Origin of the sequence: Bacillus sp. NEAU-CP5, assembly GCF_026420705.1 — a bacterium.
GTDB classification, from domain to species: domain Bacteria; phylum Bacillota; class Bacilli; order Bacillales; family Bacillaceae; genus Bacillus; species Bacillus velezensis.
In genome coordinates this window covers 98,679-111,525 of the sequence record NZ_JAPMOV010000005.1, presented here as the reverse complement: position 1 = coordinate 111,525, position 12,847 = coordinate 98,679, and the positions used below count along the sequence as shown (strand labels likewise).

The window sequence follows — 12,847 nt, the reverse complement described above, 5'->3', positions numbered from 1 at the left end:
GTTACTGCTTTTCAATCGGCGCAAAAGCGGCAAGCAGACGCTTCACGCCGACAGGGCTCGGGAATGCGATATCAAGCTCGGTGCTTTCGCCTTCTCCTTTTACGCTGACAACCGTTCCGGTGCCCCATTTTTTATGGCCCGCTTTATCGCCGACCGCCCAGCTGAGCGAGTCGCCGCCTGTTTTGTTCGCATAGGAAACGGGACGGGATACGGGCCCGCGTTTCGGCTGCACTTTTCTTCCCGGCTGCATGCGAGGTGTTTTCTTCTCATTTAGGTTCTCCAATAAATCGCCAGGTATTTCCCTGATAAAGCGGGATTCCGGATTCATATTGGTGCGGCCGAATAAGGTGCGCATTTTGGCATTCGTTAAATACAGTTCTTCTTCCGCCCTCGTAATGCCTACATATGCGAGCCTGCGTTCTTCTTCCATCTCGGCTTCTTCCATCAGGGAGCGGCTGTGCGGGAACACGCCTTCTTCCATGCCCATTAAGAACACGACAGGAAATTCAAGCCCCTTAGCGGCGTGCAGTGTCATTAAAGTGACGGCATCCTTTCCGCCTGATTCTTCTTCCTTCTGGTCAAGCTGGTCAATATCCGCAATCAGCGCCAAATCAGTCAGAAACGCGACGAGAGACTTGTCTTCGCTTTTTTGTTCGAAGTTTTTCGTCACGGAAAGAAACTCGTCGATATTTTCAAGGCGGCTTTGGGCTTCGATGGATTTTTCGGCCTTCAGCATTTCTCTGTATTCCGTTTTCTCGAGAATTTCTTCCGTGAGTTCCGTAATGGACAGGTAATCCTGCATATTCGTCAGATTTTCAATCATCGCGCCAAAGCCGTCAAGCGCGTTTGCCGCTTTCGCGCTGACGCCGATGAAATCAACCTGTTTGACCGCCTGGAACATTGACATTCCGTTCATCGCCGCATATGAAGCGATTTTTTCTAGTGAAGTTGCGCCGACGCCCCGCTTCGGCACATTGACGATCCGCGTAAAACTGATGTCGTCGTCCGGGTTTGACACAAGTCGCAGGTATGCGAGAATGTCTTTAATTTCTTTCCTGTCGTAGAACTTGGTTCCGCCGACGATATTGTAGTTCAGACCGGATTTTAAAAGGGTTTCCTCAATGACGCGCGACTGGGCGTTTGTCCGGTATAAAATCGCGATATCGGAAAGCTTCCGCCGGCCCGAGCTGTGCAGCTCATAAATTTTGCCCGCGACGAATTGGCCTTCGCCGAATTCATTGTCGCCGCTGTAATAAGAAAGCTTGATGCCTTCGTCATTTTCCGTCCACAGGTTTTTCGGCTTGCGGTTTGAGTTGTTTTTGATCACTTCGTTAGCCGCTTGCAGAATCCGCTTTGTTGAGCGGTAATTTTGCTCGAGCAGAATCACGTTTGCGCTCGGGTAATCTTTTTCAAAGGAAAGGATATTCGCGATATCCGCCCCGCGCCATCTGTAAATGGACTGGTCGGAGTCACCGACGACACAGATATTTTCATGACGGGCCGCAAGCTGCTTCACAAGCAGGTATTGCGCCCTGTTCGTATCCTGATACTCGTCTACGTGAATGAACTGGAATTTGCGCTGATAAAACTCAAGCACTTCCGGCACACGCTCGAAAAGCTTAATCGTCGTCATGATTAAATCATCAAAATCGAGCGATTGGTTTTTCAGCAGTTTTTTCTGATAATCGGTATACACGTCACTCGTGACCTGATCGTAGTAGCCGCCGGCCGTTTTTGCGAATTCCTCAGGTTCGATCAGCTCGTTTTTTGCGCTGCTGATGGAGCCTAAAATACTTCTCGGATCAAACTTTTTCGGATCGATATTCCGCTCTTTCAGAATCCCTTTAATAACGGAAAGCTGATCAGCCGTATCAAGAATCGAGAAATTTCGGTTGATGCCGATTCTGTCAATATCCCTGCGCAGAATCCGCACGCACATGCTGTGGAAGGTGGAAATCCAGATTTCATCCGCGCCGGGTCCGAGAATGCTCTCCACCCGCTCCTTCATTTCTCTGGCGGCTTTATTTGTAAATGTAATCGCCAGAATGTTCCATGGCGCCACGTGTTTTTCCGCCATTAAGTATGCGATTCTGTGCGTCAGCACACGTGTTTTTCCGCTTCCCGCGCCCGCCATCAGAAGCAGCGGACCGTCCGTCGTCTTGACCGCTTCCTGCTGAACGGGATTTAATCCGCTTAATAATTGATTGCTAATGTAATTCATATCCGTTCACCGCCTATCAAACATATGTTCTATCATAAATCAATTTCGTCCGCTTGGCTACTTTGTCTTTACAGCCGCCACCGTTTTAAGCGCCTGATCAAAATCTTCATATACGGCATTTCCGACAACGATAACATCGGCATGACGGCCGAACCGTTCCGCCGTTTCCGCGTCTTTAATGCCGCCTCCGTAAAACAGGACGGACTTGTCCAGCACAGCTTTCGTTTTCTCCACCGTTTCTATGTCCGCCAGCATCCCGCTGTATTCCAGATAAAAAATCGGGAGATGAAGCAAATGTTCCGCGACCCGCGCATAGGCGAGAATATCTTCTGTTTCTATATGTGTATCCGCCTCCGTCAAAGCGGCCGCCTTACAATCAGGATTGACGATGCAGTAGCCCTCCGTCACGATTTCCTCCATTGACATGAGCTCTCCGTATTCTTTCATCGCCTGATGATGCATGCCGACAATCCAGTCCGCCTTTTTGCTGTTGAGCACACTCGGAATGAAATAAAGATCAAACCCGGGCACAATGGAATCAATCGTCGACACCTCAAGTACGCACGGCACTAAAAACCGCCGCACCTTTGACATCAGTCTCAGCACATTGTCCTCGGTGATATTGTCGCTTCCTCCGATCACAATGGCGTCAGTCCCTGATTCACAAAGCCGTTCCAGCTGTTCATCCGGTAAATCTTTATTCGGATCGAGTTTAAAAACATGCTTCCACTCGTTAACATCGTACATGCGTTTTCGTTCCTCCATTCGTTTCTTGCCATTTAAACATTATAACAAATTCGTTTGGCCCGGAAAAACGGAAAAAGACGTCATTCACCTGATTCACAAAAAAAGATTGCGCTCCGCCGGACGGGAAACGGCTATGTTTGAAAACAGACAATATGTGGAATGTCAAAGAGAAAAAAGACAAGGAGTCTGATCTGAATGGAACAAGCCATTATCGTACTGATTTGTATATTGATTTTTATTATTTTAGTTCCCGCCGTATTGTTTCTCTGGATATACATAAGAGACGAAAAGCAGGAAGAACATTCAGTGCTGCGCAATTATCCCGTAGCGGGAAAACTGCGCTATATATTTGAAAAAATCGGACCTGAGCTGCGGCAGTATTTATTCAGCAATGATAACGAAGAACAGCCGTTTTCCCGGAGAGAATATGAACAGACGGTCATGTCGGGAAAGTATAAAAGCAGAATGATGGGCTTCGGCTCAGAACGGGATTTCAATCAGCCGGGCTATTATATCCGTAACGCCCTCTTCCCGAAACAAAGGGAGGAGCTGCGCGCAGATCAGACGCCGAAGATCGACACGATGATATACAAGATTGACAAAGACAACCTGCTGAAACGCAGCGAACACCGCGAAAAAGCAAAGGCGGACCCTTATTACCTGCATCCGGACGATGTGCAAGTGATCGGCCGCGATACATGCAAGAAGCCGTTTTATGTGAAAGGGTTAATCGGACAATCAGCGATGAGCTACGGCTCACTTGGCGACCGGGCAATCACCGCCCTGTCAAAAGGGCTGCACCAGGCCGGCGGCACATGGATGAATACAGGCGAAGGCGGCCTGTCTGAGTATCACCTGAAAGGCGGCGCGGATATTATCTGCCAAATCGGCCCCGGGCTGTTCGGCGTCCGCACTGAAGATGGAGAATTTTCATGGGAAGAATTTAAGAAAAAAAGCCGCCTCGAACAGATTAAAGCCTTTGAATTAAAGCTTGCGCAAGGGGCGAAAGCAAGAGGCGGGCATATTGACGGTTCAAAGGTGACCGAAGAAATTGCCGCCATCAGAAATGTGCAGCCCGGACAATCCATTGACAGCCCAAACCGCTTCAACGAGTTCTCAAATGTTCCGGACATGCTTGATTTCATTGAGAAATTAAGGACTGTCGGCGAAAAACCGGTCGGCATCAAAATTGTCCCGGGCAGCCGCAAAGACCTTGAAGACCTTATTTCCTGTATGAGTTCATCTGGCAAACTTCCCGACTTTATTACGATTGACGGCAGTGAAGGGGGAACGGGAGCTTCTTTCCATGAGCTGGCGGATTCCGTCGGCCTGCCGATTCTGACCGGCCTCCCCCTTGTTGACGGCCTTTTGAAGACATACGGTATAAGAGATAAGCTGAAAATTTTCGCATCCGGAAAGCTGCTCACTCCGGATAAGATTGCCGTTGCCCTCGCGTTAGGGGCGGATTTTGTCAATATTGCCCGGGGAATGATGTTTTCAGTCGGCTGTATCCGCGCTCAAGTATGCCACACCAATCATTGTCCTGTCGGAGTGGCGACAACCGACCCAAAACTTCAGCGCGCGCTCAGTATCGAGGATAAACAGCACCGCGTCTGCAACTACGTGCTCTCGTTGCGTGAAGGGCTGTTTCACCTCGCCGCGGCGGCGGGCATCAGCTCGCCGATTCATTTCTCAGCTGAACACATCGTATACCGGGAGGAAGACGGAAGCCTGAGGGAACTTCCCGGCCTTTTGAATCAGCACGCATAAAAAAACCGCCTGCCGTCATCGGCAGAGCGGTTTTTTACGTAGCTGAGGAGGATTCTCCTTTGTTTACGCGGTCAAGCGCCATTTCATAGGCGTCGTTACCGTAATTTAAGCATCTCTTCACCCGGGAAATCGTCGCTGTGGAAGCACCCGTTTCGCTTTCAATTTTGTGATACGTATTTCCTTCGCGGAGCATTCTTGCCACTTCCAAACGCTGCGCCAGCGATTGGATTTCATTAATCGTACAAAGATCATCAAAGAAACGATAGCATTCCTCCAGATCTTTCAGCGATAAAATAGATAAAAATAACTGGTCCAGTTCTTTTCCGCGTAATTTATCGATTTGCATCGTCAAACACCTTCTCCTTTACTAATGGAAGCTGCATCGAGATCAGGCACGATATTAATCCATGTCTTTCCTGGCACAAACGGAAGAATCTCACCGCCTTTTACGGGCAGAATACGGCCGTCTTTATATTCCCAGTCTGACTCCATAACATCGCCGTGCTGAAGCAGGAGGCCCTTCCCCCCTGTCTGAATATCGATGGCCCGCCTTCCATCTTTGTCTGTCATGCGATGGCCGGCTTCAACAATAAAAATGTTGTGCATGGCTAAAGGCTTTCCGGTCTCCCGGTCTGTCGCTTTCACACCATCAGAGCTTCTTGTATAAGTATCAGCTTTTTTATCATAATCGTATTCGACAAGATTTGTAACGTTTTGTGTTCCATAATCTATCCGAATATTGTAGGTTTCGTTTCCGGGTTTTGCATCTGATGTCTGAAATGGGAGCGGTTCTGTTTTTCCGTTCAGCTTGTATCCTTTTTGTTTCGCCGCCTTCCTGATATTGTCATAGGACGTGTAGGAATTGTGGGGCGGCTTGCTGAAATCGGCTCTCCAAAACAGGCTTCCGTCAAAATCCAAACCGTTTATATAATCGTAAGCTCCGGACTCCAGCTGCTTTTTTGCGCCGGGACTCCAGCCATGATGGACAAATATGCTGTTAAACCCGCTGCTGAGCGTGACAAAATATTCCCTCGCGCTCCGCACAGGCCCGACCGTTTCCGGCATCTCACTTTGAAATATCGCGAGAAACCGCGTAATCCGGCCCTCCGCGAGCGCTTCGATGACAACATCCGCCTTTGACAGCCCGGATTGGGGCCTCGCCTTCGGATGATTGTTCACTGCGACTGCAATCGGACGGCGTTCTGCAAGCTTCTGCTCAGTTTTCAGCCCCGTTAAAGGAGCTTCCGCTTCTTTCGGCTGCACCTGATCGGCATTGTTCTGCCGGCAGGCGGCAAGCAGCAAAAACGCAAAACAAAGCATACAAACGGTTTTCCATCTTTTCATATGTCGGCTCCCTGCTTTTATATTTTAACGCATTATCGATGGAAAGAGTACAGTTTTTTTCATCACGTCGAATATTCCTCTCGGCGTAATGCGGATATAAGGCAGGTGTGTGCTCTGCAAAAAGAGCAGCGTATAGATCGGATCGCAGAATCGGTAGCCCCGCTCCTCCAGCAGCGTCCTCAGTTTTTGCTCTTTCTCAAGCACTTCTTCATACTTCTCCGCAGATGCAGAACCGTTTAAGGCGAGGGGAATCTCATGAAGAATCTTCCCGTTTTCGGCAAGCACGATTCCGCCGCCGATTTCTTTCATCCGTGAGAAAGCGAGCAGGATATCTTCCTTATTTTTTCCGACAGCGATAATATCTCCGGTTGTCGTGTAGGAACTGACAAAGCCCTGCACCCGATCGGCAAAACCTTTCAGCATTGTATTGACCCGCCATTTTCCATGCTTATCGAGAAGCGTGAGATAGCATTCATCATGATCAAAAGAAAGCTGGTCAACAGAATTATCAATCGCAATCATATACGGCTCCATAATGACCGCGTTGCGCATGGCCACACCCATCGGCATTGAAAACTGTAAATCATCCATCGTCATATCATATGAAAGCTCAAGAGGGACAAGACCGCCCTTTTTCCAATCCGTTTCTGTAAACGCATTCATATTTCGGCCGTCTTCCCTCAGCAGGATGCCTTTGGAGATCACCGTGACCGGGTCCGGATTCATCGGGTCATCGAGAATGTTCAATGAAGCAAGCCGTCCCGGACCGATCACACCGAGAAAGTCGTCCATCTGATAATACTTCGCGATATTAAAGGACGCCATATTATAGGCATCGATCGCCGGAACTCCTTCCTCCAAAGCGATTTTGATCAATTCATTCGTCATGCCGCCTTTATAAAAATTCGGCGTCGCTCCATCCGTCGTGTAGAAGAAATGATCATAATGCCGGAAGCCTTTTTGATGGAGATCCTGCAAAATCGTTCTCAAATCAGGGCGGATGGATGAATGTCTGAGCGAAACATAGTAGCCCAATTCAAGCCGTCTCATCACCTCGCCGCCATTCATCGCCTCGTGGTCGGAATCCGCTCCGAACAGTTTCATCTTCGTCAGTGTTTTTTCAGAGGCTCCGGGAAAATGCCCTTCTATCCGCTTGCGCAGTTTCTTTGTCGCCTGCATGCAATGAAGCATCAAGTCATCGCCGTCCATGAGGCGCGGCCATCCGGTCAATTCTCCGCCTTGAATGACATCCGGGTGCTCCATCCATTGCTTGCGGACATCAAAAGAAAGGAGCTGATCCTCATTCAGCACTTCAGTCTGCAGATCATATCTGGACCACCAGAAATATTGCACCGGCTGTTTTTTCAGTTCTTCTAATATAGTAAGCGCTTTCTTTTTACCGCTGTGCAAAAGAAAAAACAAGTTATCATTAACAAACGTTGTTGTTCCGAATTGAGACACATATTCGGCGAGCGTTTGGGGATTATATATTTGAAAAGGATGTGTATGCGGTTCAATGTAACCTGGCACAATGTATTTTCCTTCACAATTTATGGTATGAATGTTCTCTGCTGCATCAGGAAGCTCATGACCAACATATACAATTCGGTCTCCATAAATCCAGACATTCTTTTTCAGCCATTGTTTTAAAAAAGGATTTAATACGAGAGCATCCCGTAAAAGTAGCGTTGGAAGCAGCTTTGAGTCTACAACATCCGCCTGTGATCTGATGTCTTTATTTTTCCAGTTAAAGGTACGTTCGGACATTCACATACTCTCCTTCGCTTATATTAGACCCATCGTATCACATCCGCACAATTATCGCACGGCTAAAACGTTACAAATTATTGAAGATGAATGAAAAACTTTTTCTAAGGGAGCTGAAATGATGAAACCGAATATCAGTTTATTAAATGCCGTTATGCGCATCACTTGCGGCCTCACCATTTTGTCTGCTGCGTCAGCGAAATACACGAGAAAACCTTGGTGCAAGATGCATCTCTTCTGTATGATGATGGGCGCGATGAAAGCGGCGTCCGGCATCCTCCGCTTCTGTCCGGTGACATATATGTTCCAAACCGGAATGAATCAGGATGACAGCCATCAGCAAGAAAAATAACAAGCCTTTTCGGCTTGTTATTTATTTTCTCCTGTCCCGCGAGTCTGAGAAGAATCCGTCTATACGCCGGAAGACTTCATCGATGACTGCGTGTCACACGGCAAACCGACAGTCTTAGTCGTCTTTTCAGAAGAAAACCCGCATCTTATATGACACGGGGTTTTCCTCTTTATCGCTGCGATGCTTTCAGCGCACGGGCGCCGATGTCGCTTCTGTAAAACAGTCCGGGTTTTGTCAGCCCTGAAACGGCGCTGTACACTTTATCTCTCGCCGCTTCAAATGTCTCAGCAAATGCCGTGACATTGGCGACCCGGCCGCCGTTTGTAACAAATTGTCCGCCGTCTTTTTTCGTTCCGGCATGAAAAACGGCGATCCCGTCTTCAGCGGACGTCAAACCTCCGATCGGCGTGCCTTTTGCATAGCCTTCCGGATAGCCTTCAGAAGCCAGCACAACGCTGACAGCGGCCGTATCCTTCCACCTTAGGTCAACATCCTTCTCATGCAGCAGATCCAAAAGCACCTGGATGAGGTCAGATTCCATTCTCGGCACGACAACCTGTGTTTCCGGATCTCCGAAGCGCGCGTTGAATTCAATGACTTTTGATCCGTTTTCCGTTAGAATCAGCCCCGCGTACAGCACGCCCGTGAAGGAACGTCCCTCTTTGACCATTGCTTTTGCCGCCGGCTTCACAATCGTTTCGACTGCGCTTCTGACGATATCATCGGAAATGTGCGGCACCGGTGAGTAGGCGCCCATTCCGCCCGTATTCGGCCCTTTGTCTCCATCGAAGGTGCGTTTATGATCTTGAGCGATTACCATCGGATAGACGGTCTCCCCTTTTACAAACGCCATTAAGGAAAATTCTTCGCCGGCGAGGAACTCTTCAATGACAACGGATGCGCTCGCCTCGCCGAATTTCTCATCCTCAAGAAAATCGTGCAGGCATTCAATCGCCTCTTCTTCCGTCATCGCGACCGTGACACCTTTTCCGGCGGCAAGTCCGTCCGCTTTAATGACAATCGGCGCACCTTTTTGCTGCACATATGCTTTCGCCTCTTCAAATGAAGTAAACGTCTCATACTCCGCCGTCGGAATGCCATATTTCTTCATTAAATCCTTGGCAAACTGTTTGCTCCCTTCAATGATTGCCGCTTTTTCAGACGGTCCGAAAACAAGCAGTCCGGCTTTTTCAAACTCGTCCGCTATCCCTTCAATCAGAGGAACTTCGGGGCCGATAATCGTCAGCCCGACATTATGTTCTTTCGCAAACGCAATGAGTGCGGCATGATCGCTTTCTTCAATGTTGACCAGCGTCGCGCAGTCTGCCATACCGTCATTTCCGGGCGCGGCGTACACCGTGTCAACAAGCGGGCTTTGCGCCGCTTTCCAAGCCAATGTATGCTCTCTGCCGCCTTTTCCGATAATCAATACATTCACGCTTCGTTCCCCCTCTTAATGTTTGAAATGTCTGATGCCGGTGAATACCATAGCGATCCCGTATTCATCCGCTTTTTTAATCGAATCTTCATCGCGGACCGATCCGCCTGGCTGGATAATCGCCGTGACACCGGCTTTTGCGGCTTCTTCGACTGTATCCGGCATCGGGAAAAACGCGTCTGATCCGAGCGCGCTGCCTTTTGCTTTTTCTCCGGCCTGCTCAATGGCGATTTTAGCTGAACCGACGCGATTCATCTGCCCCGCTCCCACACCGACCGTCATATGGTCTTTTGCAAGAACGATCGCGTTGGATTTCACATGTTTGACGACTTTCCAGGCCAGCTTCAAATCTTCCCATTCCTGCTCGCTCGGCTCTCTTTTTGTCGGGATGCTGATGTCGGCGTCATCAAATCCATGGACGTCTAAATCTTGAATCAAAAGACCGCCCTGTACGGATGTCAGCTGTTTTTCTTTCTTCCCTGATGCGGTCACGTCAAGCGTGAGCAGACGAAGGTTTTTCTTCGCCGTCAGTACGTTCAGCGCTTCTTCACTGAAAGAAGGGGCGATAATGATTTCTAAAAAGATGCCGTGAAGGGCTTCAGCCGTTGCCTGATCAACTTCACGGTTCAGCGCGATGATGCCGCCGAAAATGGAGGTTTTATCAGCTTCATACGCTTTATTGAATGCTTCCTCAATTGAAGCTCCCGTACCGACTCCGCACGGGTTCATATGTTTAACGGCAACAGCTGCGGGTTCTGTAAATTCCCGGACGATTTGAACGGCCGCATCTGCGTCCTTAATATTGTTGTAAGAAAGCTCTTTGCCGTGAAGCTGTTTTGCCGCCGCGATGGAACCGGAGACGGGAAATGCGCTTTGGTAGAAAACCGCCTCTTGGTGAGGGTTTTCACCGTAGCGGAGCGATTGTTTTTTCTCAAATGTAACGGTGAATTGCTCAGGGTCTTTCTCACCGGCCTCGCGTGTTAAGTAATCAGCGATTAATGCGTCGTATGCCGCAGTATGGCGGAATACTTTGGCCGCAAGCTCGCGTTTTCTTTTAAGAGAAACGCCGCCGTGTTCTTTAATCTCATTGAGCACGGAGCTGTAATCGGCCGGATCTGTGATGACCGTCACATCCTGATGGTTTTTCGATGCGGCGCGCAGCATGCCGGGACCGCCGATATCAATGTTTTCTATCGCTTCATCGTATGTTACGTCTTCTTTTGAAATCGTTTCTTTAAACGGATAAAGGTTGACAACCACAAGGTCAATCGGTGCAATGCCGTGCTCATTGATCTGTGCCATATGCTCTTCATTGTCTCTTACGGCAAGCAGTCCGCCGTGAATATTAGGATGGAGCGTTTTTAACCGTCCGTCCATAATTTCAGGAAATCCGGTCACTTCTGAAATGCCGATGACATCCACATCGTTTTCCTGAAGAAGTTTTTTTGTTCCTCCGGTCGAAATGACTTCGACGCCGAGCTCTGTCAGTTCCTTTACGAAAGGTACGAGATTTGTTTTATCAGAAACACTGATTAGTGCGCGTTTGATTGTCATGCCTTTTCACCTCTGTTATTTAGTCCCAGCAGCTGTTTCACAACGCTCGGATACCATTTGTGCTCAAGCTCGTGTATTGTATGCTCTATGTCTTCAAGCGTATCGTTTTCCTGTATTTCGAATGCTTTTTGCGCGATAATCGGTCCGGTGTCCATGCCTTCGTCGACGTAATGAACGGTAATGCCCGCCACTTTCACACCGGCCCGATACGCCTGTCCGACAGCGTCAATCCCGGGGAATGCCGGAAGAAGCGAGGGATGTATATTAATAATGCGTCCCCCGTATGCTTCAAGCAGCGTATCTCCAATCAGTCTCATATAGCCGGCGAGAACGATTAATTCCGCCCCGTGCAGGCGCAGCTGTTCAATAACGGCCCGTTCAAAGGCCGCTTTGTTTTCAAAAGATGACGGTTCAAAGGCGAATGACGGAATGTGTAAAGCCTCCGCCCTTTCCACCGCCTTTGCCTGAGGCTTATCCGTCACGAGAAGCGAGAGCTCCGCATCCCACTTCTCTTCTCTCATGCGTTTGGCAATGGCCTCGAAGTTCGATCCGTTTCCTGAAGCAAATACCGCAAACTTTTTCATAAAAGAGCCGCACCGCCGAAAGAAATGCCTTCGCCCCGCTTGACCCGGCCGATCAAATAAGCCTTCTCGCCCTGAGCTTCAAGCGTGTCGATAACGTCTGTCAAGTCCTCTTCTTTAACGGCAAGGACAAAACCGATGCCCATATTAAAGACATTGAACATTTCTTCTTCTTTCAGCTTGCCGTGCTCCTGCAGAAACGGAAAAATCGGCGGGATCGGCCATGATCCGTGATCAATTTCCGCGCTCAATCCGTCCGGCAGCATCCGCGGGATGTTCTCGATGAATCCTCCGCCTGTCACATGCGCCATGCCGTCCACCTTACCGCTTTTCACCGCCTTGAGCACCGGCTTCACATATATTCTCGTCGGTTCCAGCAATTCTTCTCCGAGAGGACGCGCAAACGGTTCATAGACAGTATCCAAATCAAGTCCGCCGTCATCAAGAAGCACTTTTCTCACTAGGGAAAACCCGTTGCTGTGAAGGCCGCTTGAAGTAAGTCCGATTAAGAGATGCCCCTCTTCGATATGTTCACCGGTGACGATTTCGTCTTTTTCCGCGACGCCGACTGAAAAGCCCGCAATATCGTATTCATCAGCCGTATACAGCCCCGGCATTTCCGCCGTCTCACCGCCGATAAGCGCTGATCCTGACTGCTCGCATCCGTCCGCCACGCCCTGAACGATCTGCTCAATTTTTACCGGATCGGCCTTGCCGACCGCTAAATAATCAAGGAAAAACAGCGGCTCCGCTCCTTGGGCAAGCACATCGTTTACACACATCGCGACCGCATCGACGCCGATCGTGTCATGCTTATCCATTGAAAATGCGAGTTTCAGCTTAGTGCCGACACCGTCTGTTCCGGAAATTAAAACAGGCTTTTGATACGGAAGCTCTGACAGATCAAACATTCCGCCAAAGCCGCCCAGGCTTCCCATAACGCCGAGCCTTTTCGTGCGCTCCACGTGTTTTTTCATTCGTTTGACGGCTTCGTATCCGGCTTCGATGTCAACTCCGGCATTTTTATAAGCATCAGACATCCCTATCACTCCTTGTCAATTCGTTTCTCCTTA

Annotated in this window: 11 protein-coding genes; 2 read left to right on the top strand and 9 right to left on the bottom strand. The window is 49.1% G+C overall.

Going from position 1 to position 12,847, the window contains the following annotated elements; translation table 11 throughout:
- Position 1: 1 nt before the first annotated feature.
- Both pcrA and OTK50_RS15925 read right to left on the bottom strand, forming a co-directional pair.
- Positions 2 to 2,221, bottom strand: a complete 2,220-nt coding sequence (pcrA, locus tag OTK50_RS15930) for a DNA helicase PcrA (RefSeq protein ID WP_224224082.1) — start codon at positions 2,219 to 2,221, stop codon at positions 2 to 4.
- A 57-nt stretch (positions 2,222 to 2,278) separates the two neighbouring features.
- Positions 2,279 to 2,968, bottom strand: a complete 690-nt coding sequence (locus OTK50_RS15925) for a heptaprenylglyceryl phosphate synthase (RefSeq protein ID WP_003155740.1) — start codon at positions 2,966 to 2,968, stop codon at positions 2,279 to 2,281.
- Between the two features lie 195 nt (positions 2,969 to 3,163).
- On the opposite strand from OTK50_RS15925, the gene OTK50_RS15920 reads away from it, so the two are divergent.
- Positions 3,164 to 4,738 (top strand): FMN-binding glutamate synthase family protein, encoded by a 1,575-nt coding sequence (locus OTK50_RS15920; protein ID WP_224224081.1) that lies wholly within the window; start codon positions 3,164 to 3,166, stop codon positions 4,736 to 4,738.
- Positions 4,739 to 4,772: 34 nt separating this feature from the next.
- Here OTK50_RS15920 and OTK50_RS15915 read toward each other — a convergent pair whose 3' ends face one another.
- From OTK50_RS15915 to OTK50_RS15905, 3 genes are read right to left on the bottom strand one after another with little or no spacing between them, the layout of a single operon-like run.
- Entirely contained in the window at positions 4,773 to 5,084 is a 312-nt protein-coding gene (locus OTK50_RS15915; RefSeq protein WP_003155745.1) for a YerC/YecD family TrpR-related protein, read from the bottom strand.
- Positions 5,085 to 5,086: 2 nt separating this feature from the next.
- Positions 5,087 to 6,082, bottom strand: coding sequence for a DUF3048 domain-containing protein (locus OTK50_RS15910; RefSeq protein WP_101670767.1), 996 nt, complete (start codon positions 6,080 to 6,082; stop codon positions 5,087 to 5,089).
- Between the two features lie 24 nt (positions 6,083 to 6,106).
- Positions 6,107 to 7,849: an adenine deaminase gene (locus tag OTK50_RS15905; RefSeq protein WP_239033861.1), complete on the bottom strand. Its 1,743-nt coding sequence runs from the start codon at positions 7,847 to 7,849 to the stop codon at positions 6,107 to 6,109.
- A gap of 121 nt (positions 7,850 to 7,970) precedes the next feature.
- Here OTK50_RS15905 and OTK50_RS15900 point away from each other — a divergent pair, with 121 nt between their 5' ends.
- Entirely contained in the window at positions 7,971 to 8,201 is a 231-nt protein-coding gene (locus tag OTK50_RS15900; RefSeq protein WP_017419030.1) for a DUF2892 domain-containing protein, read from the top strand.
- A gap of 169 nt (positions 8,202 to 8,370) precedes the next feature.
- Here OTK50_RS15900 and purD read toward each other — a convergent pair whose 3' ends face one another.
- Genes purD through purM form a run of 4 tightly spaced genes read right to left on the bottom strand, consistent with a single transcriptional unit; the run spans position 8,371 to position 12,814 of the window.
- Positions 8,371 to 9,639: a phosphoribosylamine--glycine ligase gene (purD, locus tag OTK50_RS15895; protein WP_239033862.1), complete on the bottom strand. Its 1,269-nt coding sequence runs from the start codon at positions 9,637 to 9,639 to the stop codon at positions 8,371 to 8,373.
- Positions 9,640 to 9,654: 15 nt separating this feature from the next.
- Positions 9,655 to 11,193, bottom strand: a complete 1,539-nt coding sequence (gene purH, locus OTK50_RS15890) for a bifunctional phosphoribosylaminoimidazolecarboxamide formyltransferase/IMP cyclohydrolase (protein ID WP_105938005.1) — start codon at positions 11,191 to 11,193, stop codon at positions 9,655 to 9,657.
- A complete protein-coding gene (purN, locus tag OTK50_RS15885) occupies positions 11,190 to 11,777 on the bottom strand; it encodes a phosphoribosylglycinamide formyltransferase (protein ID WP_007408902.1) in 588 nt (195 codons plus the stop codon). Before purN ends, purH begins: the two co-directional genes overlap by 4 nt.
- The gene (gene purM, locus OTK50_RS15880) at positions 11,774 to 12,814 is read right to left on the bottom strand and encodes a phosphoribosylformylglycinamidine cyclo-ligase (RefSeq protein ID WP_094031563.1); all 1,041 of its coding nucleotides are present in this window, start codon (positions 12,812 to 12,814) and stop codon (positions 11,774 to 11,776) included. The genes purN and purM overlap by 4 nt, the downstream gene beginning before the upstream one ends.
- Between the last annotated feature and the right edge of the window lie 33 nt (positions 12,815 to 12,847).

What these genes read in the sequence shown, in the direction of transcription:
- OTK50_RS15900 (WP_017419030.1), top strand. Translation starts at nt 7,971, where the DNA reads ATGAAACCGAATATCAGTTTATTAAATGCCGTTATGCGCATCACTTGC.
- OTK50_RS15905 (WP_239033861.1), bottom strand. Translation starts at nt 7,849, where the DNA reads ATGTCCGAACGTACCTTTAACTGGAAAAATAAAGACATCAGATCACAG.
- purN (WP_007408902.1), bottom strand. Translation starts at nt 11,777, where the DNA reads ATGAAAAAGTTTGCGGTATTTGCTTCAGGAAACGGATCGAACTTCGAG.
- purM (WP_094031563.1), bottom strand. Translation starts at nt 12,814, where the DNA reads ATGTCTGATGCTTATAAAAATGCCGGAGTTGACATCGAAGCCGGATAC.
- purH (WP_105938005.1), bottom strand. Translation starts at nt 11,193, where the DNA reads ATGACAATCAAACGCGCACTAATCAGTGTTTCTGATAAAACAAATCTC.
- OTK50_RS15915 (WP_003155745.1), bottom strand. Translation starts at nt 5,084, where the DNA reads ATGCAAATCGATAAATTACGCGGAAAAGAACTGGACCAGTTATTTTTA.
- pcrA (WP_224224082.1), bottom strand. Translation starts at nt 2,221, where the DNA reads ATGAATTACATTAGCAATCAATTATTAAGCGGATTAAATCCCGTTCAG.
- OTK50_RS15920 (WP_224224081.1), top strand. Translation starts at nt 3,164, where the DNA reads ATGGAACAAGCCATTATCGTACTGATTTGTATATTGATTTTTATTATT.
- OTK50_RS15910 (WP_101670767.1), bottom strand. Translation starts at nt 6,082, where the DNA reads ATGAAAAGATGGAAAACCGTTTGTATGCTTTGTTTTGCGTTTTTGCTG.
- OTK50_RS15925 (WP_003155740.1), bottom strand. Translation starts at nt 2,968, where the DNA reads ATGTACGATGTTAACGAGTGGAAGCATGTTTTTAAACTCGATCCGAAT.